Source organism: Variovorax sp. Varisp36, assembly GCF_047304235.1.
GTDB lineage: Bacteria > Pseudomonadota > Gammaproteobacteria > Burkholderiales > Burkholderiaceae_C > Variovorax.
In genome coordinates, this window is record NZ_JBGLYU010000030.1 from 20,243 (window position 1) to 44,291 (window position 24,049).

The 24,049-nt window shown below is 66.1% G+C and carries 26 protein-coding genes; 13 read left to right on the forward strand and 13 right to left on the reverse strand.

What is annotated here, in order from left to right; all coding sequences use genetic code 11:
* The 9 genes from ACCD11_RS18105 (at position 1) to ACCD11_RS18145 (ending at position 9,024) form a co-directional block, all read left to right on the forward strand.
* Positions 1–474 (forward strand): DUF6484 domain-containing protein, encoded by a 474-nt coding sequence (locus tag ACCD11_RS18105; protein WP_413314931.1) that lies wholly within the window; start codon positions 1–3, stop codon positions 472–474.
* A gap of 11 nt (positions 475–485) precedes the next feature.
* Positions 486–1,535, forward strand: a complete 1,050-nt coding sequence (locus ACCD11_RS18110; RefSeq protein WP_413314932.1) for a DUF2169 domain-containing protein — start codon at positions 486–488, stop codon at positions 1,533–1,535.
* Positions 1,532–2,596: a beta-ketoacyl synthase N-terminal-like domain-containing protein gene (locus tag ACCD11_RS18115; protein ID WP_413314933.1), complete on the forward strand. Its 1,065-nt coding sequence runs from the start codon at positions 1,532–1,534 to the stop codon at positions 2,594–2,596. Before ACCD11_RS18110 ends, ACCD11_RS18115 begins: the two co-directional genes overlap by 4 nt.
* Positions 2,597–2,599: 3 nt before the next feature.
* Entirely contained in the window at positions 2,600–3,532 is a 933-nt protein-coding gene (locus tag ACCD11_RS18120; protein WP_007830908.1) for a PAAR-like domain-containing protein, read from the forward strand.
* A 30-nt stretch (positions 3,533–3,562) separates the two neighbouring features.
* Positions 3,563–4,504, forward strand: coding sequence for a type VI immunity family protein (locus tag ACCD11_RS18125; protein ID WP_413314934.1), 942 nt, complete (start codon positions 3,563–3,565; stop codon positions 4,502–4,504).
* Positions 4,505–4,509: 5 nt separating this feature from the next.
* A complete protein-coding gene (locus ACCD11_RS18130; RefSeq protein ID WP_007830916.1) occupies positions 4,510–5,190 on the forward strand; it encodes a hypothetical protein in 681 nt (226 codons plus the stop codon).
* Entirely contained in the window at positions 5,187–6,455 is a 1,269-nt protein-coding gene (locus ACCD11_RS18135) for a TIGR02270 family protein (RefSeq protein ID WP_413314935.1), read from the forward strand. Before ACCD11_RS18130 ends, ACCD11_RS18135 begins: the two co-directional genes overlap by 4 nt.
* Positions 6,456–6,534: 79 nt before the next feature.
* Complete coding sequence (gene tagH, locus ACCD11_RS18140; protein ID WP_413314937.1) at positions 6,535–8,196, forward strand: type VI secretion system-associated FHA domain protein TagH; 1,662 nt, start codon at positions 6,535–6,537, stop codon at positions 8,194–8,196.
* Between the two features lie 36 nt (positions 8,197–8,232).
* Positions 8,233–9,024 (forward strand): PP2C family protein-serine/threonine phosphatase, encoded by a 792-nt coding sequence (locus tag ACCD11_RS18145; protein WP_413314938.1) that lies wholly within the window; start codon positions 8,233–8,235, stop codon positions 9,022–9,024.
* 97 nt (positions 9,025–9,121) lie between these two features.
* Here the strand turns inward: ACCD11_RS18145 and ACCD11_RS18150 are convergent, their stop codons facing one another.
* From ACCD11_RS18150 to tssA, 5 genes are all read right to left on the reverse strand, one after another.
* On the reverse strand, positions 9,122–9,661 hold the full coding sequence (locus ACCD11_RS18150) for a peptidoglycan-binding domain-containing protein (protein WP_007830924.1): 540 nt from the start codon (positions 9,659–9,661) through the stop codon (positions 9,122–9,124).
* 87 nt (positions 9,662–9,748) lie between these two features.
* Positions 9,749–10,228 carry an Hcp family type VI secretion system effector gene (locus tag ACCD11_RS18155; RefSeq protein WP_007830926.1) on the reverse strand — a complete coding sequence of 160 codons (480 nt, stop codon included), beginning with the start codon at positions 10,226–10,228 and terminating at the stop codon, positions 9,749–9,751.
* Positions 10,229–10,380: 152 nt separating this feature from the next.
* A complete protein-coding gene (tssC, locus tag ACCD11_RS18160; protein WP_007830928.1) occupies positions 10,381–11,874 on the reverse strand; it encodes a type VI secretion system contractile sheath large subunit in 1,494 nt (497 codons plus the stop codon).
* A 32-nt stretch (positions 11,875–11,906) separates the two neighbouring features.
* Positions 11,907–12,422 carry a type VI secretion system contractile sheath small subunit gene (tssB, locus tag ACCD11_RS18165; RefSeq protein WP_007830930.1) on the reverse strand — a complete coding sequence of 172 codons (516 nt, stop codon included), beginning with the start codon at positions 12,420–12,422 and terminating at the stop codon, positions 11,907–11,909.
* A 51-nt stretch (positions 12,423–12,473) separates the two neighbouring features.
* A complete protein-coding gene (gene tssA / locus ACCD11_RS18170; RefSeq protein WP_413314939.1) occupies positions 12,474–13,511 on the reverse strand; it encodes a type VI secretion system protein TssA in 1,038 nt (345 codons plus the stop codon).
* Between the two features lie 71 nt (positions 13,512–13,582).
* On the opposite strand from tssA, the gene tssJ reads away from it, so the two are divergent.
* Entirely contained in the window at positions 13,583–14,095 is a 513-nt protein-coding gene (tssJ, locus tag ACCD11_RS18175) for a type VI secretion system lipoprotein TssJ (RefSeq protein ID WP_007830934.1), read from the forward strand.
* Between the two features lie 58 nt (positions 14,096–14,153).
* Here tssJ and ACCD11_RS18180 read toward each other — a convergent pair whose 3' ends face one another.
* Complete coding sequence (locus tag ACCD11_RS18180) at positions 14,154–15,497, reverse strand: DotU family type IV/VI secretion system protein (RefSeq protein WP_413314940.1); 1,344 nt, start codon at positions 15,495–15,497, stop codon at positions 14,154–14,156.
* Between the two features lie 242 nt (positions 15,498–15,739).
* On the opposite strand from ACCD11_RS18180, the gene ACCD11_RS18185 reads away from it, so the two are divergent.
* Entirely contained in the window at positions 15,740–16,435 is a 696-nt protein-coding gene (locus ACCD11_RS18185; RefSeq protein WP_007830939.1) for a response regulator transcription factor, read from the forward strand.
* A 19-nt stretch (positions 16,436–16,454) separates the two neighbouring features.
* Here ACCD11_RS18185 and ACCD11_RS18190 read toward each other — a convergent pair whose 3' ends face one another.
* The 6 genes from ACCD11_RS18190 to ACCD11_RS18215 all read right to left on the reverse strand — a co-directional run bounded on the left by ACCD11_RS18190 (position 16,455) and on the right by ACCD11_RS18215 (position 21,435).
* Positions 16,455–16,991 (reverse strand): Rrf2 family transcriptional regulator, encoded by a 537-nt coding sequence (locus ACCD11_RS18190; protein WP_413314941.1) that lies wholly within the window; start codon positions 16,989–16,991, stop codon positions 16,455–16,457.
* 213 nt (positions 16,992–17,204) lie between these two features.
* Positions 17,205–17,666, reverse strand: coding sequence for a methyltransferase family protein (locus ACCD11_RS18195; protein ID WP_413314942.1), 462 nt, complete (start codon positions 17,664–17,666; stop codon positions 17,205–17,207).
* A 46-nt stretch (positions 17,667–17,712) separates the two neighbouring features.
* Positions 17,713–18,519 (reverse strand): oxidoreductase, encoded by an 807-nt coding sequence (locus ACCD11_RS18200; protein WP_007830949.1) that lies wholly within the window; start codon positions 18,517–18,519, stop codon positions 17,713–17,715.
* A 38-nt stretch (positions 18,520–18,557) separates the two neighbouring features.
* A complete protein-coding gene (locus tag ACCD11_RS18205) occupies positions 18,558–19,439 on the reverse strand; it encodes a class I SAM-dependent methyltransferase (RefSeq protein ID WP_413314943.1) in 882 nt (293 codons plus the stop codon).
* Between the two features lie 65 nt (positions 19,440–19,504).
* Entirely contained in the window at positions 19,505–20,350 is an 846-nt protein-coding gene (locus ACCD11_RS18210) for an alpha/beta fold hydrolase (RefSeq protein ID WP_145744280.1), read from the reverse strand.
* A 191-nt stretch (positions 20,351–20,541) separates the two neighbouring features.
* Entirely contained in the window at positions 20,542–21,435 is an 894-nt protein-coding gene (locus ACCD11_RS18215) for an NAD(P)/FAD-dependent oxidoreductase (RefSeq protein ID WP_413314944.1), read from the reverse strand.
* 159 nt (positions 21,436–21,594) lie between these two features.
* Between ACCD11_RS18215 and ACCD11_RS18220 the strand changes: the two genes are divergently transcribed.
* Together ACCD11_RS18220 and gph are read left to right on the forward strand one after the other, a co-directional pair.
* Positions 21,595–22,170, forward strand: a complete 576-nt coding sequence (locus ACCD11_RS18220; RefSeq protein WP_413314945.1) for a TetR/AcrR family transcriptional regulator — start codon at positions 21,595–21,597, stop codon at positions 22,168–22,170.
* Positions 22,171–22,458: 288 nt separating this feature from the next.
* Positions 22,459–23,169, forward strand: a complete 711-nt coding sequence (gene gph, locus ACCD11_RS18225) for a phosphoglycolate phosphatase (RefSeq protein WP_413314946.1) — start codon at positions 22,459–22,461, stop codon at positions 23,167–23,169.
* 24 nt (positions 23,170–23,193) lie between these two features.
* Here the strand turns inward: gph and ACCD11_RS18230 are convergent, their stop codons facing one another.
* Positions 23,194–23,799, reverse strand: a complete 606-nt coding sequence (locus tag ACCD11_RS18230) for a chalcone isomerase family protein (RefSeq protein WP_007830959.1) — start codon at positions 23,797–23,799, stop codon at positions 23,194–23,196.
* Between the last annotated feature and the right edge of the window lie 250 nt (positions 23,800–24,049).

A 24,049-nucleotide genomic window follows, 5' to 3' on the forward strand; every position in this document is an offset into this window, starting at 1 on the left:
GTGGAAGACCACACCGATCTCCAGAGCGCGCGCAGCGTGCTGCACAGCGTGGCGGCCTGGTCGAAGCTGTCGGGCCAGGGCGTGGCCGTGGCCGCCTTCGCGGGCTTCGATGCCGAGGGGCGCTTCCTGGTCACGCTGGGCGACGGCATGGCGCCGGTGCAGGCGCTCTCGACCGTGGGGCTGGCGCCTGGTGATGCGGGCGCGGCCATCGTCGTGGCCTTCGAGCAGGGCGAGGTGCGGCATCCCGTCATCGTCGGGCGCTTGCAGCCGCCACGCACCGGAGCACCGGCGCTCGATGCACGCGTGGACGGCGAACGCGTCGTGCTGCAGGCGCGCGAGCGCATCGAGCTGCGCTGCGGGGAGGCCAGCATCGTGCTCACGCGCGCGGGCAAGGTGCTGATCAACGGCAACTACGTGCTCTCTCGCTCGCGCGGCGCCAACCGCGTCAAGGGCGCGTACGTCGGCATCAACTGAAGAGGCGTGCCATGTGGCAGCTCGACAACCGCACGCCCTACGCCGCCGAACGCACCTGGGTGCGCGACCGCGACGGGGCGGAGATCTGGCTCGTGGCTGTGAAGTGCAGCTTCGACATTTCGCCCGATGGCGAGACGAGCATCGCGCCCCAACAGCCGCCCGTCGCGCAGGCACCCGTCTTCATCGACGAGTCCGCGCCCCAGCCGAGCCTGCTCTACGAGATGGACCTGGTGCGCACCAAGCTGACGACCGACGTGCTGCTGATCGGCCATGCGCACGCGCCCGTCGGCGTGCCGGTGACGCAGCTCGACGTGGGCATGCGCGTCGGCCCTGTTGCCAAGCGGCTGCGTGTGACGGGCGACCGCGTGTGGCTGGGCGGTTCGCCGTCGGAGCCCGAACCCTTCAGCACGATGCCGCTGGTGTGGGAGCGCGCATACGGCGGTGTCGATCCATGGACGCGCGATGCGCCGAATCCGCAGTTCGACGTGCGCAACCCCGTGGGCACCGGCTTTGCGCTCGAGGCCGCGCATGCGGAGGGCATGCGGCTGCCGAACATCGAGTACCCGGATCAATGCGTGCGGACGTGGATCGACCGGCCGGAGCCCGCGGGGTTTGGGCCGCTGTGCAACCACTGGCAGCCGCGGGCGGGGTTCGCGGGGACGTATGACGCAGCGTGGCAGCGAGATCGGTTGCCGCTGCTGCCGGTGGACTTAGATGATCGGCATTACCAGAGTGCGCCTGTGGACCAGCAGGCGCCGCAGTTTCTGCGGGGTGGCGAGCCGGTAGTGCTGATTCATTTGTCGCCGCATGCGGCGCAGCTGAGCTTCGAACTGCCGCGGGTGGTGCTGGGACTGGAAACTTTCTTTTCGAATGGCGCGCGCCAGCGGCACGAGCCGCCGCGCCTGCACACGGTGATTGTTGAGCCCGATGCGGCGCGTGTGTCGCTGGTATGGCATAGCGCGTTGCCCTGTCACCCCAAGGTCCACAAGCTGGAGAAGACGCGCGTTTACGAAAAGCAGCTAGTTCGCCTGGGCGAGACACCTTCAGAGGATTTCGCATGAGCGGCGACGGATTGCGCATCGTAGGCTTGGGCGGTTGCACGCCGGTGGGGCGCGATGTTTTCGCGAGCGCTGCCGCGGTACGCGCAGGAGTTTGCGGTTTCGGCGAGCATCCGTTCGTGATCGATACCGCCGGTGAACCGATGCGCGTGGCCCGCGCAGCCTGGATCGATGCATCGGCTGACGTTGCAGACCGTTGTGCCGCGCTGCTGCTGCCGGCTATCGACGGTGCGCTGCGAGTGCTATCCACGGCCGACGACGTATCGGTGCGATGCGGTCTCGCGCTGGCGCTGCCGCCCACGCGTCCGGGCCGGCCCCACGACCTGGCCGGTTCTTTGTTGGCGTGGGTGTCGCGCCGATATCCCGGGCGCTTCGGTACCGCGCGGGCCTTTGAAGCGGGCCACGCTGGCGGACATCTCGCGCTCGAGGCGGCCGTGCAAGACTGCTTTGCTGGTGCCGTCGACGTGTGCCTCGTCTGCGGCGTCGATTCCACCCTGGCACCAGAGACGCTCGAATGGATTGAGGCATGCGGGCAACTCCACGGCGGAGGTGCCGACAACAATGCATGGGGCTTCGTGCCTGGCGAGGCGGCTGGCGCGCTGCTGCTGGCTTCGCGGGACTTCGCGCGAGCGCGGCAGCTCGACGCCTGGGGTGAAGTGGTGGGGATTGGCGTCGCCCAGGAAGCCCATCTCATCGGGACCGGTGAGGTGTGCGTGGGCGATGGCCTGAGCGAGGCCTTCGAACAGGCGCTCGGGCGATTGCCCCCGGAGGAATGCGTACACAACGTTTTCTGCGACCTCAACGGCGAACCCTATCGTGCCGACGAGTACGGCTTCACGGTGCTGCGAAAGGGTGATCGCTTCCGAGCGGCCAGCGATTTCGTCGCCCCGGCCGACTGCTGGGGTGATATCGGCGCAGCAGGCGTTCCGTTGCACATTGCCATCGCCGCGATCTGCCATCGCAAGCGCTACGGCAAGGGGCGATGGTCGATGGTGTGGGCCAGTTCCGCGTCGGGCGAGCGGGGTGCCGCATTGATCTGTGCGATGGACTTCGGCGAGGAATGAATCATGCCGGTCTCCATCAGGGTCAACGGCACGAGCCTGTCGCTAGTTCACAAGTTCAGCACAGGTGTCAGCATCGCGACCATTCCCGATGTCTGCAAGACCCCGAGCCCAGGCGGGCCGGTGCCGGTACCCTACCCCAACATCGCGAACTCGATCACGCTAAGCAACGGCACCTCCACCGTCAAAGGCGACAAGGCGATGGCCGCCAACAAGGGCTCGAAATTCGCGCTCTCGAACGGCGACAACGCGGGCGTGGCCGGTGGCGTGAAGTCCAGCACCTTCATGAAGGAGGCGACATGGATTCTCTATTCCTTCGACGTGAAGATGGATGGCAAGAACGCTACCCGCCTTACGGACAAGATGTTCCACAACGCGGAGAACGCCGCCAACCTAGGCGGTGTGCTGCAGAACCCAGTGATCGTCGCAGCATTGGGGCAGGAACTCGGGGATCAAATCTGCACTGCCATCTGCGATACGCGTGACGAAGCGGACGAGGGCACGATCCCGTCGAAGAAATACCCAACCCTCCAGTCCCGCGTGGCGAGCAAGCTCAGCAGCGGATTTCCACTCTACAAGCCGAAGAAGCTCGACCTGTTCGTCGAGATGACCTGGAAGATCGCCAAGCGGGTCGGCGGCACTTTCGTCGGCATCATGTCGGAAGGGCGGGCGTTGTCGAATGGCTTGCCGGCACCGGGTTCGTTGTTTCGCGGGCTGGCGGCTGGACGCGGTGCGCCGGGCACTACTTTTCGGCCTGATTTCACGGTCTTGAAGGATGCGGCCAAGCCGGCGAATTTCGACAACGTCAAGAGTTTCGTCGAAGTCAAGTTCAAGGGCGACACGCCCACGGCCAATCAACAACTGGCCAAGGAGCGGCTGGGGGCGAAGAATGCGGGCAAATACCAGCAGATCGAAGAATCGGACTGCGCTTGCGATTGAATGCGGTCCACCTATGCAAGGAAGCAAAGAATGAACGACACGATCCTTGGCGACGGCGCCAGCACGGCCATGCATTTTCGACCGTGTCTTGAAATCCTGGTGTTCTGCACCGTCCCTCGCGCCGCGTTGGCGCCTCAGTTCATAGAGTTTCACCGTGCCTTCTGCGAACATCACGGTCAGGCACTCGGCTGGTACAAGACCAACGTAATGAAGACTGCGAAGCGTCTCGTCGGTCCCGCCAATGATCAGGTGGCACAGATGTTGGGTGACAGGAAGGCGCTCGCGAGCTACCTGCTCGGGGTGGAGCAGCACTCCGGTGCGAGCGCGGCCGACTATGCGTTGCCGTCGTTTCAGTTTTTTTCCGAGGAAGACCTGAGCGACCCTGACGACCGCGTGGTGCGGCACATGCTGCGCATATGCCTCCCGCTCGACGAAGCCAATGTGCCCGATCGAACAGTCGAACGAGTGCTGGGCCTGCTGGCACTGGTTGATTTCGACTCCGGTTATGGCGGATTCTCCTACTACTGGAACACCGGTGATGGCGAGGCAGAGCGCGAGCTCGAACGCGCCAACCGGGGATGGCTTACGCGTTATCCGGGGCTCGCCTACGGCAAGCCACTCGGTCTTTTCAGCTTTGCCGACCTGGGCATTCTCGGAGTGAGCTGGTTGACCTTTCTCGGCAAGGCCCGCGCTGCGGAAATGGGGGGCATCAACGCGCTGGCCTCGGCATTGCCGCCTCCGATCAATGTGCAGGCCATTGCAAACGATCGCGGCTTGCTGATCCGCGCCAGCACGCAACCTGAGCTGGGTGATGTCAATCGGGGGCACGCGTTGCCGGCGTACCACGCGGTCGGCAAGGTGCTCGCGCCGCTGCGCGTGCCGGATGACTGGATCGATAACCTGCTCGTCACTGGCATGACGCCCGAAGAATCACAAGCGTGGTACGCGCGATTCTTCGGCGAAGAGGATTGAGCCGCATGCTGACCTTCTCCGTGGCTACCCGCGCCGATGCTGCCGTCGTCGTGCTCGACTTCGTGCGCGTCGTCGCGCGCGACTTCGCCCGCGCGATGCAGTTGGGCTTCTTCGGCCCCGGTGTCGCGGCGGTGCCGGTAGTTGTGCAGCTGGCGTCGCCCACGCTGGTGCTGGTGCACATGCATACCGATGCAATTCATCCGGCGGTGCTGCGAATTTTGCGCGGCATGTGCGAATGGGGGCGGCTTGCGCGCGATCTGCCGTTGCGGTGGCTCGGCCCGGCCGGGCAACAGGCCGGGGCAACGGCGATCGGTGAAGCTGCCTCGGCTCTCGCAGCCAAACCGCAGCAAGCGTTCATGCTGCAACGTCCCGACTTCGTGGGTTTCGGCGAACAACTGGTGGTCGTGCTTAACCTGGATGCGCCACCCGATGAGCAGCAATCAGACCTGCTCGATGCAGGCTTCGAATGCTGGATCGCGCTTATGCAAGGCGGCCTGCCGCCGGAACCGTACCTGCCGGGTGAATCCACCGTTGGCGCCACGCAGACGATGCGGATCGGCAGTACCACCTGCCAATGGTTTCTCGAAGGCGTGATAGCTCATGAGGCCTGCCTCGACCTGCTTACCCACTTCCTCGTGGCGCATGCCGACGCATTGCGGATTCGCGACGTGGAGATCGAAGTATGAGCGGCGCCGCGCCTGTGATCGAATCCATCCTCGCCGAGCACGCCGACGAAGCCTCCTTTCTCTGGCTCCAGCGCACCAGCGCAGTCCACGCCCCCAACTACTCGCCCCAGCAATTCGCCGACCTCGACGAACGCCTCGCCGCCCACATCGACGGCCTGCGCGTCGCCGGCGAAGAAGGCTGGCTGCATGCACTGGCCCTCATCGACAACGAAGGCCCCGAGGACTTCTTCGTTGCCGCCGTGCTCGCCATCGAAGCGGTCGACAGCCGTTTCGACGATCTGGTCGAGCGTGCAAGAGAAGACCTGCCCGAGGTCGTGCCCGGCCTGATCTCCGCGCTCGGCTGGGTCGAGCCGAAGCATCTGGGCGGCCGCGTCAAGGCTTTGCTCGACGATGCCTCGCCGTTGCGGCAGAAGCTCGGCGTGGCGGCCTGCGCGCTGCATCGGCGCGACCCGGGCGCGCTGCTCGGCGAACTGCTCGCGAGTGCGCCCGACAGCGTGCGCATCCGCGCGCTGCGCGCAGCCGGCGAACTGGGCCGTGCCGACCTGTTGCCGCAAGCACAGTCGCTGCTGGGCGAGGCCAAGCCCGAACTGCGCTTCTGGGCCGCGTGGGCGGCGGTACTGCTCGGCGACCGGGCGCAGGCGCTCGATGCGCTCGCCGCCTTCGCGCTGAAGAGCGGGCCGCGCCAGCCGCGCGCATTCCAGCTCGCGCTGCAGGCGATGGAGATCGCCCCCGGCCATGCGCTGCTGCTCGACGGCGCCACGCTGCCCGGGGCGCAGCGCCTGCGCATCATCGGCTCGGGCTTCATCGGCGACGCGCGCTACGTGCCCTGGCTCATCGAGCAGATGACGCAGCCGGCCACGGCGCGCATCGCGGCCGAGGCCTTCGTCACCATCACGGGCGTGGACTTCAACCTCGCGCAGATGGAGGTCCCGCCGCCCGACGGCTTCGAGGACGGCCCGACCGAGGACCCCGACGACGACAACGTGGAACTGCCCGAGGACATCGCGTTGCCGTGGCCCGACGTCGACAAGATTCGCGCGTGGTGGCAGAAGAACGGCGCGCTCTTCACCCCCGGGACGCGGCTCTTCATGGGGCAGCCGCTCTTGCCCGACAGCTGCACGGGCGTGCTGCGCCAGGGCTTCCAGCGCCAACGCGTGGCGGCCGCGCTGCACCTCGCGTTGCTCGACGCGCGTGCGCCGCTGTTCGCGACCAGCGCGCCGGCGTGGCGGCAGCAGCGCTGGCTCGGCGACGGCATACCTCTTTAGGCGAGATTGCCAAGGTGCCGGCCGGAATGAATACTTCCCTCGAGTTGTTTCGCTCGCGACGGGCGACAGGGGCCGATTCATGATCCATATCGCTGTCATCACCCGGCAAGGCGCTCCGGCGGGGCAGTCCATCGCCGCGGACTTCGGACCCAATGGCGGCACCATCGGCCGCGCCGACACCAACACGCTCGTGCTCGTCGACCCCGACCGCACGGTTTCGCGGGTGCACGCCCAGGTGCTGTGCCGCGACGGGCAGTACTTTCTCATCGACCGCGGCAGCAACCCGATGCAGTGCAACGGCGTGTCGCTGGGCTCGGGCAAGGAGGTCGTGCTGGCCGATGGCGCACGGCTGGTGGTCGGCAGCTTCGAGCTCGCGGTGCGCGTGACGGCCGACGCCGCGCCGCCGTCGCCGGTCATCCCGAACACGGTGCTGGGCGGTCCTTCCGCCGCCGCGCCGGCAGCAACTGCGGCACCGTCGAGCGACGACCCCTTCGCCGACCTGCTGGCGGGCCTCGCGCCGCCGGCCGCGCCGGCTGCATCTGCGCCGGCGTCCGCTCCCGCTGCAGCACTGCCCGATTCGCTGCTGTTCCCCGACCCGATGGAAAGTGGCTCGCGCAACGCGCAGGCCGCGCAGATCGATCCCTTCGCAAACCTGCTCGGACCCACGCCGTCGTCCGCGCCCGCGGCCGGCCTTGGCGCGCTCGACGATTTCTCCGACCTCGGCGCACCCCCGCACGGCAAGGCCGCGGGCATCGACGAGCTGTTCGGCGGCATGGGCGGCGGTGGCGGCATCGGAGGCGATCCGCTCGCGCTGTCGCCGCTGGCCGATCCGCTGCTGCAGCCCAACACCGCCTCCAATGCCGATCCGCTGGCGGCCCTGCAGCAAGCGGCGCCCCCCACGCCCACGCCGCGCTCCGACCATCTTCCGATCGACCAGTTCGGCTTCATGCCGCCGAAGGCGATCACGCCGCCTTCGGCGCCATCGCCGCAGCCCCAACCGATGGCGCAGTTCGACGACGTCACGGGCCAGCCGATCCGCATCAGCGGCCCCGAGGGCTCCGCCAGGCCGTTCGAGCCGCCCGCGCCCGTGGCCCCTGCCGCGTCGCCGCGGCCGGCCCCGCGCCCCGCAGCGCCCGCGCGCACCGCCACCGACGACGAACTGCTCGCCGCCTTCCTGCGCGGCCTCGCCAGCATGCACCAGCCGCCCGAGATGCTCACACCCGGCCTGATGGAGCGCATCGGCGCGATGCTGCGCAGTGCCACCGAGGGCACGCTGCAGCTGCTGCTCACGCGCCAGGAGTTCAAGCGCGAGGTGCGCGCCGAGGTCACGATGATCGCGTCTCAGGCCAACAATCCGCTGAAGTTCTCGCCCACGGTCGAAGTGGCGCTGGCCCATCTGCTGGGCCCTGGCGTGCGCGGCTTCATGCCGCCCGAGGCCGCGATGCGCGATGCCTACAACGACCTGCGCGCACACCAGTTCGGCGTGATGGTGGGCATGCGCGCGGCGCTGGCCCATGTCATCGCGCGCTTCGAGCCGGCGGAGCTGGAGAAGAAGATCAGCGCGAAGTCGGCGCTCGACGCGCTCTTCAGCGCCAACCGCAAGGCCAAGCTCTGGGACCAGTTCGTGTCGCTCTACGGTGGCATCGCGAGCGAGGCGGAAGACGACTTCCACAGCCTCTTCGGCAAGGCCTTCCTCGAAGCCTACGAAGAGCAGATGGCGCGCCTCAAGTCCGAAGCCTGACGACAACTACCACCGCATCACCAGCGAGGCACCCGCTTGGAAATCGAAATCGTCACGCTCTCCCGCCAGGGCGGCCGCACCTACAACGAAGACGTCCACGGCCACTGGCACGACGAGCGCTATGTCGCCTGCCTGGTGGCCGACGGCGCAGGCGGACATGGCGGGGGCGACGTGGCCGCGGCCACCGCGCGCAGCAGCGTGCTGGGCGGCTTCTCGGCCGCGCCGGGGCTCGACGAGCCCACGCTGCGCCGGCTGGTGGAGCAGGCCAACGTCGACGTGGTGGCGCGGCAGGCCGAGGGTGGCAAGCTCGCGGGCATGCGCTCGACCATCGTGTTCGCGGCCATCGACCTCGAGGACCACGCGCTGGCCTGGGTGCACAGCGGCGACAGCCGGGCCTACCTGTTCCGCGGCGGTGCCATCGTGGCGCGTACCACCGACCACAGCCTGGTGCAGCAGATGGTGGCCGGCGGCATGCTCGACGAGGAGGGCGCGCGGCTGCATCCGCAGCGCAACATGCTGCTGTCGGCGCTGGGCTCGATCGAGGAGGCCCCCGACATCGCCGTGTCCGACCGCATGCGCCTGCTGCCAGGCGACGTGCTGCTGCTGTGCAGCGACGGCGTGTGGGAGCCGCTGGGCGACGAGCGCCTGATCGACACGCTGCACGCCTCGCGCACGCCCAGCCAGTGGACCGAGCTGATCGACGCGCAGGTGAAGGCCAACGCCAAGCCGGGCCACGACAACTACACGGCGCTCACGCTGTGGGTGATCGAGGATGAGAGCGACGATGCGACGCGGCTGCTGCCAGAGAGCGTTGCGTCGGCCGACTGACTCTTGAATTGCTTCGAACAAAAGACAAGGGCCTGAAGCGCCGTCCATCGGACGATCGCTCCAGGCCCTTGGTTGTTGCCGAGGGCGGGGCGGAGACTCAGATGCCGCCCGTGACCGGAACCCTCGCGGGTGCGCCGTAGGCGTACTTGCTGGCCGTCTTCTTGACCCGCTTCAATGCGCTGCGCAGCAACAGCGGCATGTCTTCCCGGTTGGGCAGGTTGGTGTAGTTGTCGATCCCCTGTTCCTTGCAGAAATTGGCGCAGCCGTTGTTGAGCAGGTCGAGCGCGTAGCGCGACTGGCTGATCGTGCTGGATGTGCCGGGGTCCCGGAACGGGTCGAAGATGCCGTCCGCCAGGACCTTGCGCCCGGTCGCAACCATCTGCTGCTGGAAGTGCGTGATGTGCTTCTGCGTGACCGGTCCGTAGTAGCCGTCCACGGCGATCACTTCGGTCTGGCCGGGCGGCGGGTCGAAGTCGTGGTTGAAGCCCATCAGCTCGTAGTAGAAGATCTTGAACAGCGCCTGTACCAGCATCACGTCTTCACGCGTGTTGGAGCCGATCCGGCCGACCGACCAGTCGATGTTGTAGGTGGTGAGCAGCGCGCCGCTGTCGCCAATGGTTGGGGTGCTGAATGCCATCGCATTGCTCCGGTGGAGGACACGCAAAGGAAGCGGATCGGGCGCGGCAGCCGCGCCTGATTCCGCACTCGACGAATCCGCCGTCCGTCAGCGCGTTTCGGTGGTCGGCACGTTCCAGCCGAACTTCACTTCGCCGCCCGCTGCACCCTTGTCGTCCTGCGCCTTGTAGGCGAACTCGATGTCCTTGAACGAGCACGACACCTGTTCCTGCACGTCGCCGCCCTGCGCGCCGCCGGGGGCCACGCTGGAGATGAAGACTTCCTTCAGCGTGACCTTGAGGTACTCCTGTTGGCCTTCGCCCGACTTGCGGCAGGTCATGATCATGTCCTTGAAGTGCTTGCCGCCCACGCAGTTCTTGGCCAGCACCGGGGAGGCCTTGTCGTAGGCGTGCACGAAGTGGAAGTCGCCAGGCGTGGCCTTGCCCTTGCCGGAGCCGCCGCCCGAGCCCGCGCCCGAGGCGTTGCTCACGTTCCACGACCACGACGAGATCTCGATCTCGTCCTTGTGGTCCTTGTGGGAAGACTCGCCCTTGACGCCGTCGAGCTTGATGTGAAAGTCAGATGACATGTTCCTACTCCTTGGAACCCGATTTGCGTTCGGGCGGTTGATGACTGGGTTGAAGACGAAGGCTGCCGGCGGTTTGAAGACACGACCGATACGCGGCAGCTACAGAGAGAACGAAACGGAATCGGGAATTTCAAGAAAACCCGCGGGACTTTTCAGGTGCCGCCCTTGGCCGAAGGCAGCTTCGACACCAGGCGCAGCGAGACCGTGAGGCCCTCGAGCTGGTAGTGCGGGCGCAGGAAGAACTTGGACGTGTAGTAGCCCGGGTTGCCTTCCACTTCCTCGACGATCACCTCGGCGGCGGCCAGCGGCTTCTGGGCCTTGGTGGTTTCCGACGAGTTGGCGGGGTCGCCGTCCACGTAGTTCATGATCCATTTGTTGAGCCAGCGCTGCATGTCCTCGCGCTCCTTGAAGCTGCCCACCTTGTCGCGCACGATGCACTTGAGGTAGTGCGCGAAGCGGTTGCAGGCAAAGAGGTAGGGCAGGCGCGCCGCGAGGTTGGCGTTGGCCGTGGCGTCGGGGTCGTCGTACTCGGCCGGCTTGTTCAGCGACTGGGCGCCGATGAAGGCCGCGAAGTCGGAGTTCTTGCGATGGATCATCGACAGCAGCCCGGCCTTCGACAATTCGGCCTCGCGCCGGTCGCTGATGGCGATCTCGGTCGGGCACTTCTGGTCCACGCCGCCGTCGTCGCTCGGAAACGTGTGCAGCGGCAGGTTCTCCACCGCGCCGCCCGACTCGATGCCGCGAATGCGCGAGCCCCAGCCGTAGAGCTTGTACGAGCGGTTGATGTTGGTCGCCATCGCGTAGGCGGCATTGGCCCAGGCGTACTTGCTGTGGTCGGCGCCGGCGGTGTCTTCCTCGAAGTCGAACTCTTCCACCGGGTTGGTGTTGGCGCCGTAGGGCGTGCGCGCCAGAAAGCGCGGCATGCACATGCCGAGGTACTTGGAGTCGTCCGATTCGCGCAGGCTGCGCCAGCCGGCGTACTCAGGCGTGGAGAAGATCTTGGTCAGGTCGCGCGGATTCGCGAGTTCCTGCCACGACTCCATCTGCATCAGGTTGGGACTGGCGCCGGTGATGAAGGGAGCATGCGCCGAGGCCGCGATCTTGGCCATCTCGCCGAGCAGTTCCACGTCCGGCGGGCTCTGGTCGAAGTGATAGTCGCCCACCAGCGCGCCGAAGGGCTCGCCGCCGAACTGGCCGTACTCCTGCTCGTAGATCTTCTTGAACATCGGGCTCTGGTCCCAGGCCGCGCCCTTGAACTTCTTGAGGTTCTTGGCCAGCTCCTGCTTGGAGATGTCCATCACGCGGATCTTGAGGTTCTCGTCGGTCTCGGTGTTGTTCACCATGTAGTGCAGGCCGCGCCATGCACTCTCGAGCTTCTGGTAGTCGGGGTGATGGATGATCTTGTTCACCTGGTCGGTGAGCTTGGCGTCGATCGCGGCGATCATGGCCTGGATCGACCGGGTCACATCCTTGCCGATGACGGTGCTGTTGGCCAGCGCCTGCTGCGCCAGCGTGAGCACCGCGGCTTCGACGGCGCTCTTGGCTTCGTCGCTGCGCGGCTTGAATTCCTTCTGCAGCAGCGAAGAAAAGTCGCTGCCTGCATACGCGACATCTTTCAGCGCGCTCTGTTCGAGTGCTTCGGCCATGGTGGTTTACTCCTCGTGTGCTCGGATGGGTGTCAGGTGGCGGACGCGCTGCCGTCTTCGGGTTTCTTGCTCGCGGCCAGCGTCTGCAGCAGCGCCGGGTCTTCGAGCACCTTGGCCAGCAGGTCCTCGGCGCCGCCCTTGCCGTCCATGTAGGTGACGAGGTTCGACAGCTGGGTGCGCGCCTCGAGCAGTTTGTTGAGCGCACCGACCTTGCGCGCCACGGCGGCGGGCGAAAAATCTTCCATGTTCTCGAAGGTGAGTTCCACCTTGAGGTCGCCTTCGCCGGTGAGCGAGTTCTCCACCGCGAACGCCGCGCGCGGTTTCATGGCCTTCATGCGCGAGTCGAAGTTGTCGACATCAATCTCGAGGAACTTTCGGTCGACCACCGGCGCGAGCGGGTCGGCCGGCTTGCCCGACAGGTCGGCCAGCACGCCCATCACGAAGGGCAGCTGCACCTTCTTCTCGGCCCCGTAGAGCTCCACGTCGTACTCGATCTGGACCCGGGGCGCCCGGTTGCGGGCGATGAATTTCTGACTGCTCTTGGCCATGGAGATGCTCCTTGCGGGTGTGAATGAGTGCGGGTGTCGGGTAGGGCGGGCTTATTCGGACGGGCGGCGGCCCGTGACCGTTTCGATGGTGTCCATCGCGTTCGGCGCGAGGTTGGCCATGATCTCGAGAAAGCTCACGCCGATGAGCTTCTTGGCACGCTCGATCAGCAGCGGCGCGGGGTTGCCGGGCTCGGCCTGCTCGAGGTAGCGGATCACGCGGTCGAGCATCTGCAGCGCGTCCTGCCGGTTCTGGATCTCGCCGCGCATCGCGGTGGGACGGGCGGTGGTGCCGGCCGCCTGCGATTCGTCGGCTTCGGCATCCGCACTCGCTGGCGCTTCGTCAGGCGCGCCAGCGGCGGCGCCGCACGCTTTCTTCAGCACCAGGGCAACGGTGCGAAGCGGGGTCAGGTCGATGGCGTCGGCGCGGCCGGTGCGATCGACCAGCAAGGCCCGCAGTTTCTCGAGGAGGGCGGGCACGTCCATCGCGGTTCGCAACGGCTCGGGCTGGGACGCGTGGATGGCCTCGAGGCCGCCTTTGACCTGCGAGGCCGAGTAGGTGGCTTCGCCGCTCACGGCGCCCAGTGCGTTGTGGGCGACGGCGATGTCGCGCACGCGTATCGGCCCCACGCCGGGTGCCACGCCCACCTGTGCGTCGTACAGCTCTCGCAGCATCGTCTGGCTCTCGTCGCAGAAGGGCGCGAGCGCGTTCAGGCGCATCGTCGGGTCGTTGCCGTCGTCGGCATCCAGCTTTGGATGTATGCCTTCCCAGAAGGTGTCGAGCAGACCCGTCAGCAGTTGCAGTCCGGCAACGAAGCCGGGCACGCCTTGCAGGTGCGTCGATGCGCGCAGCAGCAGCACTGCGGCCCGCACGTCCTTGCTGCGGCGCAGGATGCTTCCGGCCTGTTCGCCCACTTCGCGCCACTCGGGTTCGACCGCGGGGATCACGGTGTCGCCGAACTGCTGCTCGGGCTTGCCTTGCGCGGCCGCCACCAGCGCCATGAAGTCCGCGTCGTACTCGAGATCGTCGCCGCATGGCGAGGCCTCGCCGATGGGCGCGAGCAGTGTGGCTGCAAGTTCGTTGGTCAGCATGTTGCCTGTTGGAGTTCGCTGGTGATAATCAAAGATGCGTCTTGACCGGTCAATGCAACGAAGGGAATAGCATGCGCACGCTGGGTACACACCATTCGTCCTATGAAGGCTTCCTTGCCGCTGCAACGCGGCGCCGCATTGCGGTCCTTGGCCTTGCTGCAGCGGGTCTTTTGATCTCGGGCTGCGCAAGCAAGCCGGTCGTCACCACGGTGGCCGTTACGCTCACGGCGGGTGCCGACGCCAACCCCGATGCGCGCGGCCGCGCCTCGCCGCTCACCGTGCGCGTGTATGCATTGAAGTCGCCGGGCCCCTTCGAGGGCGCCGACTTCTTCTCGCTGTTCGAGAAGGACCAGGCCACGCTCGGCGCGGAGCTGGTGCAGCGCGAAGAGGTGCTGCTGCGGCCCGGCGAGACGAAGAAGCTCGACTTCAACCTGCCGCCCGATGCGAAGTCCATCGGCGTGATGGCGGCGTTCCGCGATCTCGACCGCGCGCGCTGGCGCGAAGTGAGGCCCGTCACTACCGGCAAGGCGCAGGCGCTTGACGTGAACTTCAGCGCCCGCGCGATCCGCGTCGACGCGAAGTGAGCGCCGCGCCGCATGCCGGCGAGCCGCCAGAAGCGGGGGGCGGGGAACGGCAACCCGTTCAACGCGCAACGGTTTCGAGGAACACGAAGTCCGCGATCAGCCGCTCGCCGTTCTTGCTCGCCGCCAGCGCCTCGCGCAGCCGCAGCAGGTAGGCCGAGGCCAGCTCGAAAGGCGGCCGGCCGGATGTTTCTGTAAAAGGCGTCGGCGACGAGAGCACCGTGATCAGCACGCTGCCGAAGGGCGGGCTCACCAGCCAGCTCGAAGGGACGTCGCGGCCCAGCTCCAGCGTCTCGCCGGCCCGCAGCCGCGTGGGCGCCTGTCCGGCGTTGAGGTGCATGACCGAGCCGTCGGCGGTGTAGTAGTCGACCCAGATGTAGCTGTCGTGGCGCGGCGCCACCACCCGCACGCGCACGCCGTCGCCCTCGCGCAGGTCGCCTTCGCGGGCCGAAGGTGCATCCACCTCCAGCCCGTAGGCCTTCTCGCGGTTGCGCGCCTGGTAGGGCTTGAGGATCGCGAACACCTCGCAGTGGGGCCACACGCGCAGGCCGACGTCGAAGTGCGGCGCCTGCACGCCGGGAATCGCGCTCACTTCGCTCTTGACGCGCGGCAGGTCGCCGGGCACCGAGACGAAGCCGGTGACGTGCGTGCGGCCCTCGGGGTCGATGCCGGCCGTGAGGTCGGCGCAGGCGAAAGTCTGCAGATGCTGCTCCACGCGCTGGCCCGGGCCCGCGGCGGTGGCCGGCGGCCCGGTGGACCACAGCCACAGCAGGTAGAGCAGCGGCAGCATCAGCGCCAGCGCGGCACTGCTGCGCAACAGCGTGCGGTCGCGCCGGCGCGTGTCGCCGGGGCCGCGCGGGTCGGACACGTCGTGGGGTTGCGGCGCGACGCGGTCCTGCACCGGGCTGCCGGTGGACAGCGGGCGCAGCTGAAGTTGCCGGCCGTGCAGTTCCTTGAGCTTGCCGAGCTCGCCGTGGTCGCCATCCTCGAAGTAGTACTGGCCCTTGAAGCCGAGCACCAGCGCATGCCAGTACACCTCGCGCACGGGGTCGTCCTGTGGGGTCAGGGCAGACAGGTGATGGAAGAACTCGCTGTGCGCGTTGTTGGAGTTGAAGAGCTGCACCTGCAGCGGGGCTGCGCCAGCCGTGTTGACGGCAGCGGTTGCGCCGGGATGGCGCGCGAGGATTTCGTCGATCCAGGCCACCATTGCGAAGGTTGCCGATTCGATCTGCGCTGCGGGCGTGCCGAAGGCCTCGGCGGCGGCGCGGGCCGCATCGAGCAGCTGGCGGGCCTGCTGCTGTGCGGTCTCGTGCGGCAGCAGCGGCGGCGCGCCGGCCGCGATCGATGCATCCAGCGCGAGACCGAACGAGATGAAGCTGGAGAAGCAGTCGAGAAGGCGAGCCATGCGTGGGCTCGCTCAGCCATGCGTTGCGAAGGATGCCTTGCGCCGGAGTCTGCTGCGATGGCACATGCCCATGTCCCCGGTTTCTTCGAGTAGGCGTGCATTCTTTCAAATGGCTCTCGCCCCGCGCCATACCGCTTGGGGTCTATGCCGTTGGTGGGGCCGCCGCCCTTGCTGCACGGGGCATTCGCCGGTATCTTCAGCGCCTGCAATTCACTGCACGCTGGGACACGGGAAAAAGCATCATGAAAATCCTGATCGCCGACGACCACCGGCTCGTCATCGAGGCGGTCAAAGCCAAGTTGTCGGAGCTGGAGCCTGGCATCGAATTCGTTTTGGCGATGAGCGTCGACGAATTGCTTGCCGGAGCCACCGATGATCTCGACCTGGCCCTGATCGACCTCAACATGCCCGGCGCCGACGGCCAGGCCCACATCGACGAAATCCGCCGCCGCCATCCGGCCGTGCCGCTGATCGTTCTGTCGGGCTACGAAGACCCGGCCATCATGCGCAGCGCGCTCGAGCGCGGCGTGCTCGGCTTCATTCCGAAGGCCTACTCGCCCGAGGTCATGCTCTCGGCCGTGCGGCTGGTGCTGGCCGGCGGCGTGTACGTGCCGCCGATGATGCTGGCTGCGCTGCCGCCCGGCATCGTGGCCGGCGTGGCGCCGCAGGCCGGCGCCGAGGCGCTGGTGCGCAGCGGCAATGGCGGCGCTGGCAGCCAGACGCTGGAGCACCTGCGCAACGTGCTGACGGAGCGGCAGGTCGAGGTGCTGCAGTTGCTGTCGCAAGGCAAGCCCAACAAGCTGATCGGGCGCAGCCTCGGCATCAGCGAGGGCACCGTGAAGATCCACCTTGCGGCGATCTTCCGCGCGCTGAATGTGCGCAACCGCACCGAGGCAGTGGTGGCGGCGCAGGCGCTGACCGAAGCGCAGCAGGCTTGAGCCCGCACGCGCGTGGCGTTCAGCGCTTGGCGAACACGCCGTTCCAGGCGAACACGGAGTTCGGCGCATTCACGCGCATTGGCGTGACGGCGGAGATTTGCGGGGTCTGTCTCTTCGTCGGCGCTTCGTGCTCGACGCGCACGCCCTTGGCGAGTTGCTCTTCGACCAGGCTCTGCAGCGTGACGGAGCCCAGAAACTCCATGACATGGTGCTTGGCGGAGGCCCACAGCGCGTCGGTCGAATAGCAGCCCTTGCCAGCGGTGTCCTTCCTTGGCGAGGCCTCGGTGTCCGCCACGGGCTGGCCATCGACCGAGGCAAGGATGTCAGCCACGGTGATTTCGGAAGCCCTGCGCGTCAATGTGTAGCCGCCTCCAGGGCCGCGCGTTGCCTTGATCAGCGCATGCTGGCGCAGCTTGCTGAAGAGCAACTCCAGCGAAGAACGGGCAATGTGTTGCCGCTGGCTGATCGACGCCAATGGCACGGGGCCGTCCCGCTCGCGCATCGCGACATCGATCATGGCCGTCAAGGCGAAGCCGCCCTTCGTCGTGAGACGCATGGAGTGTTCCTCGGTGGTGAGTTTTGCAAACGATGGACGGTAGGTGTGCAAAAGACCGGGAAAAGTTTCCGACGCGTGGCGGCGGCTTTTTTTGAAACAATATGCAGAACGCCGTGGGCTCTCGCCGTTGAGGGGGGCGGCCGCTTCCGATTTCCTTGCTGCGCTGGGATGTGTTGATGACTTAGGGGGAAGTCCTTGCAGACCCGTTAGGCCTCATGCCCATCTGCGTACCCGCTCTTTGTAAGCCTCGTACTCTGCCCCAAATAGAGACGCCAGCACGCGTTCTTCCGGGACGATTTGGAACCGGGTGATGTAAAGCACGTACACGACAACCCACAGTACCGCAAACGGATTCGCCAGAAACACTGCCCACGCCAACAGGGTAAGCAAGAGTCCGACATACATGGGGTTGCGCGTATACCGGTACACGCCTTGGATGACCAACGAGGACGCCAAGCTTGCCTTGATGGGGTTCGCGGTGGTCTTGGCGCGCCGAAACGCAACCATTCCGGCGATGCTGATGCCTTGGCCAATGCACACCAAAATGACGGCGCAGAGCACGCGGGCCGGATAGGGAATCTGCACAAGGCCCGCGATGGCTGGCGTCAGCCACATAAGAAGCGCCAGGACAAGCGCCACGATGGGGGGAGGAACCTTCAGTTCAAGCACGCTCATATTACTCCATGAGGTCTAGCACCCGGCCGTGAACACAGCTGTGATTTCAGCCCAGTCCGAACGTCTTGCGCAGGCCCTTTTCGACCGGGCCAGCGGGCATGAAACGGCGCAACTTGGCCAGGAGGGACGCTTCGCCCTTGGGCGTGTGGCGCATCTTCCACGGACCAAGTGCCGCGCTGACCATCGTCGCCACAACGCCTTCAGGCGTGGGCGCCTTTTGCACGTTGTTCTGGAAGGCTTTGGTGACGATGGCAAGCTCTTTGCTGTAGTCCGGGATTCTGGCAGCAGTCTGAGGCGCGTTGAGATCAAGGTTGGTTTTGGTGAAGGAGGGTTCGACCAGCGACACGCGGATGCCGAATTGGCGTACTTCATGATCCAGTGACTCGGACAGCCCCTCAACAGCGTATTTGGAGGCCGCATACAAGGCCATGTACGGCGAACATAGAAAGCCCACCACCGAGCTGACATTGACGATACGACCGGAACGCTGCTGACGCATGTGCGGCAGCACGGCCTTGATCACGCGCAAGAGGCCGAAAAGGTTGGTTTCGAACAGCGTCTGGGCTTCGGCAATCGAGGTTTCTTCAGTCGCGCCCAGCAGGGTCACACCCGCATTGTTGACCAGCACATCGATGCGCTTGGCCTGCGCGATGATGGCCTGAATGCCTCGATCAACGGAAACATCGTCGCGGATGTCCATCTCAATGAGCGTGACGCCAGGTATGGCTTGGGCCTTTGCCGTGTTGCGCACGGTGCCGAAGACCCGGCAGCCTTGTTCGGCAAACTTTGTGGCGGCGGCGCACCCGATGCCTGACGACACGCCGGTGACGAGGACAACTTTGGAATTCGACATGGCAGTTCCGTTGTGTAGAGGCAGTGGAGTGAGGAGGATCAGTTGTGTAAGGAGGCAGGTCTGATCGGATTGCGTGCCATGACGATCCACGCTGCGCCGTCGATCATCACCGAACGCTCGCCGGGGAGGCCTGCGAAGACGGCACGAACCGCGGCCGAGGCGCGGGCGCGGATGTCGTCGGGCTGATCAGCGAGCGCGCGCGAAAGCGGGCCGACCTCGAGCGCCATCTTCACCGCGTCGTCGATCGCAGCGTCCCGCGTCCCGCCCTCGCCGAACGGGACGGAAGCATCGAAGGGCGCGATAGCGATATCGGTGAAGCCGGCTGCCGTCAGGATGCGCGCCACTCGTCCCTGGTCGCCGAACGAAAATGGGCCGGGCGCTTCGGGATCGGGCAGCGCAGTCAACGGGACGATGCTCTTGAGCGCGCCAATCGGCAGGCGCACCCAATCGTTCTCGGCCACGCCGCGCCAGCAGACGAAAGCGACCCGCCCGCCCGGCCGGAGCGCGCGTCGCAAGTGGGCGAACGCCCCTGTCGGATCGTCGAAGAACATCACCCCGAAACGCGAAAACAGGATGTCGAACGCGCCCTCGGGCAGCTCGGCGCTGCTGGCGTCGGCCACCCGGAACAGGGCCGACGTATCCTGTGGCGCAAGCGCGCGCGCTCGGTCGATCAGCGCTTCGGATATGTCCACTCCCAGCACTTGGCCCCCCGGGCCAACGCGGGCGGCCAGAGCCAGACTCGACGCGCCCGCGCCGCAGCCGACGTCCAGCACGCGCTCGCCCGTCGCAGGCGCGACGGCTTCGATCGCGGCCTGGCCGAACACCGCCACCATGGCGTCGAGCCGGGCCTGGTTGGCGACCCAGCGCCCTCCGCTTTGGCCATTCCAGTCGGCGACCTGATAGGCATTTTTCTCTGTCATGCTATCTCCTTGTGCTGATTCGTTCTTAACTAGCTACCCTTTTATCGAGGCAGGGGGAAATGACGCTACTCGGCCCATGCCGCGATCCGTTTCGCGATCGCCTCGGGGGCCTCGATGTGCAGGAAGTGACCGACCCCGGGGATGACTTCCAGCGCGTGCGGAGCGGCGAACCGATGTCGGTCGTCGACCTGCTGGGGGAGGATGCAGCCGTCGTCGGCACCGTGAAGCTGCAACAGGGGCACCGCGATCGGCCGAGACAGGCGGCGCGTCGCTCCAAGCATGCCGGGGCGCAGCATCGCCCGGTAGTACTTGAGAGGCGCGGGCATGCTCGCCCGCAGGTGCTCGTGCAGCTCTGCCTGGAGAGCAGGAGCTAGCGAGAGGCCGGGCGACCACTGACGCCAGAGGTGGTCGATGAGGGCGAGATCGCGGGCGGCGGCCATCCAGCCGCTTCCCGGCAGTTGAAAGAGTCCCATGTACCAGCTCCGGCGTAGCTGAGCGGGGCGCGCAAGCTGGCGCATGAACGTGAGTGGATGAGGGATTGCGAGCGTGACCGCGCGTTCGATCCGCTCCGGCGCGGTGACGCAGGTATCGTAGGTGACCAGGGCGCCCCAGTCATGGCCAATCAACTCCACGGGCCGCCCCGGAGACCAGCGGTCGATCAGGGCGATCACGTCGCCGGTGAGGGCAGCGAAGTCGAACGGCCCCGCAGTCGGGGACGGGGCGTAACCGCGAAGCCAGGGGGAGACGACGTGACGCCCACGGCGACCGAGCTCGGCAAGGAAGGGCTTCGCCGTCGGCGGATGGTCCGGGAAGCCGTGCAAGACGATGGTCGGTTGGCCATCGGGATCACCCCCCTGCAACGCATGAAAGGTGCCGTGTGGCAGGTCGAAAGTGACGTGTTCGAACTCCATGTGTGGGGCTTCTCCAAGAGCGGTCGGACGAGAGATGCTGATGCTGGCTTCGGCGTTCCTGGTTTGGACAGGCGCGTGTCCTCAGGCGCCGGGTGTAATGCGGGGTCAGCCGGCCAGCCGGCTCTCCGTGACACCGGCCCGCAAGCTTTCAGAATCAAGCCCGCGGCAACCGGAGAAGGGAATCGATGCTCTCAAGCCAGCATCGATTGCTGGGCGAAGATTCCCGCCATCGCGCCCTGCGACGATGCCTGGGTGACCGAGGGCAAGAAGGGCGTGGTCAGGTCGCCGGCGGCGTAGATGCCGGGCATGCTGGTTTGGCGGCGCTCGTCGACCTTGAGGACGATGCCGGTGGGCGTATCCACCGTGGCGAGGCCCAGTGATTCATGCAGGCTTGCGGACGGCTTGTTGCGCGGATGGGCGAACAGGACGTCGACCGCGACATTGCGGCCGGTATCGAGATTGACTGTGGAGATATGGCCCTTGTGATGGGCGATCTCGACGATCCGGCCATCGATGACAGGTATGTTGCGGCGCGCCAGATCGGCCTGGATATCGGGCGGGATGTCGTGACCATCGGCGAAGACAGTCAACTTGTCGGTCCAATCGCGGAACAGCCTGGCCTGATTGTGCGATTGCGGGCCGGACCAGACGAGGCCCCAATGCCGGTCGGCGACTTCAAAGCCGTCGCAATAGGGGCAGGGCACGATGGACGTGCCCCAGCTTTCGGCAAAGCCCGGAACATTTGGCATCTGGTCGGCGACGCCGTAGCTCAGGATCACGCGGCGCGCCCCGAGGCTTTCGTGATCGTCAGTGACGACGCAGAAATCGTCGATGGCGCCAGACACGCTCTCGGCCCGGGCATTGACCAGCCTGATCGTTGGATAGCGCGCCAGCTGCTGCCGCGCCTCGGCCAGGATGTCCAGCGGTGGCTTGTGATCGTGGCCGAGCAGGCCATGCGAGTGGCCGGCAAAGCGGTTGCGCGGCCGGCCGGTATCGAGAACGGTGACCTTGCGGCGGGCACGGCCGAGTTGCAGGGCGGCGGCGAGGCCGGCAAAGCTGCCGCCGATGATGATGACGTCATTCATGGTGATGGGCTCCGTGTGGGCTGGTAGATTATTGGACTATCTGGTACAGTAATTTAGAGTCGATATAGTAAACTGTCAAGTCCACTAAATATGCCCATGGCCCGTCTACCAGTTTCTGCTCCGAAGCCCCAACGCGGGCGGCCACGCGATCCCGAGCGCGTGCGGCGCATCCTGGAAGCGGCGCAAAGGCACTTCAACGAGCATGGCCTGGAGCGTGCCAGCGTGGATGCCATCGCCGCGGACGCAGGCGTCTCCAAGATGACCGTGTACAGCAACTTCGGCTCCAAGGAGGGGCTGTTCGAGGCGGTCGTGCGCGACAGGACGGCAGCCGTAATGGCTGGCTTCCCTGGCGCCGGGACGCTGGACCCGGACCAGCCGGAGAAGGTGCTGCTGGCGATCGGCGCTCGGTTTCTCGCACTGGTGCGCGGTGACGCACTGGGCGCGTTGCGCGCTGTCTATGGCGTCGCGGGGGCGCAGCCGGAAGTCTGCCGCGCGTTGTACAAGGAGGGCCCGGAGCGTGTGAACGACGCGCTGGCTGCATACCTGCGCCGTGCCAACTCGGCGGGCACGCTGAAGGTGCGGAACCCGCTTCAGGCGGCGGACCTTTTCCTGTCGATGTTCCTGGGCTCCGGGCACATCCGCGGACTGCTGAAGCTCGAGATGCCGGATTCCCGGGAAAACAGGGCTCTTCTGCGCGAGGCTGTACGGGTCTTCATGGCGGCCTACGTCGCGTAGGTACCCGATTTCCCGTGCGGCGCTTGGTTGGCTCGCACAACATGCCGATCCCAAATGTGGAGCCTGGTGTTCTCCTCAAGTCAGGCGACGTGCGAAATCTGATCGTCCGATCAGGAATGCGTTTGGCGAAAACTGCGCCTCACGAGGCTTGGCTCTCACATCTTCGATGAACTGCAGCTACTGCGGGTGCACCTTCGCTTTTCACCCGGCATTTACGATTTTTTTTGAACTCTATTTTTTGATGGCCAGTAGAGTACCAGGCAATTTTTTGAACTCTATTTGTTTGTTTTGAACTCTATTAGCTTCGACCACACCCGCTTCGACGCAGCCATCGTCGACCTCGACGGCACCATGATCGACACGCTCGGCGACTTCGCCGCGTCGCTGAACCGCATGCTCGACGATCTCTCGCTGCCGCATGTGGCGCCTGCCGCCATCGAGGCGATGGTAGGCAAGGGCTCGGAGCACCTGATCCATTCCGCGCTCGTGCACGTGATGGCGCCGTCGGGCGCCGACGCTGCTGGCGCGAAGGCGCGTGCGCTGTTCGATCGCGCGTGGGAGCGCTATCAGCATCACTACCTTGCCATCAACGGACAGCATTCGGCGGTGTATGCCGGTGTGATCGACGGGTTGAAGGCGCTGCGTGCGCGAGGCCTCAGGCTGGCCTGCCTCACCAACAAGCCGACGTCGTTCGCCAAGCCGCTGCTTGCCGGCAAGGGTCTCGACGGCTTCTTCGATCTGGTGTTCGGCGGCGATGCCTTCGAGCGCAAGAAGCCCGATCCGCTGCCGTTGCTGAAGACCTGCGAAGCACTGGGCACCCAGCCTGCGCGCACGCTGATGATCGGCGACTCGAGCAACGACGCGCGCGCCGCACGGGGTGCGGGTTGCCCCGTGGTGCTCGTGACCTACGGCTACAACCACGGCGAGCCGGTGCGCGGCGTCGATGCCGATGGCTTTGTCGATTCGCTGGCCGAGTTCGGGGCGGCCGCGATGCGATAGCGGCGCTGCCTGCTTGTTGGCGAGCTATTGCTTGCCGAGCAGCGCGTCCTTCAGTTTCCAGTCGGCCGGATTCGGCCCCAGCCAGATGCGCAGCAGCGCGTTGAAGAAGGCCTGCTCCCTGATCGGATCGGGCTGCGCCACGCCGCGCACGGTGATCACCGTGCCGGTACCGGGCAGCCAGTCGATGGTGAAAGTGTCGCCGGCCTTCAGCTGCTTCTGGTCGGCGAACATCTGGCCCATGCGCAACAGGCCGGGAATGAGGTTGACCATCTCGCTCTTGGGCGAGTTGTCTTCCACGCCCTTGGTGAAGAGCTTGCCGAGCTCGTTCGCGTCGATGTCGCGCAGCATGGTGATGGCCACGCGCTTGGGGCCCGGCGCGGCCAGTGCCTCTTCGGTGGTCGATGCCTTCTTGCCCATGTACAGGCCGGCCGTGTAGACCTTGAAGATGGCCTTGTAGCGAATGCCCGCGCCATTGAGCACCAGGGGGGTGCCGCGCAGATCCATCTGGTCTTCGAGCTTGACGCCGGCCACGTCGACCTGCGCGGCCGAGGCGCCGAGGGCTGCGGTGGCCAGACAGGCGCCCAGGAGGAGGCGCGAGAAGAACGCGCCCGGAAGCGAAAGAGCAGTCAACGGGGGACTCCTTGGATTTTTGCGAACGGTCGTGCGAATGTATCTTTTCGTTTTACGTTTCGCCCTCGGGGGAACCCTCAAAACCGAGGTTGGCGGCTCCCGGTGCACGCTTGCGCGTTTTCGTGGGCTAAACTCCGCGCCTCATATGTTCGTTCATCACATCATTCAAACAGGTGAAGGCAGCCGGGGAGCCTGGCCCTGGCGTCGCCATACTTCGCTGACTGTTTGATTGCACGGCGCACGCCGTGCG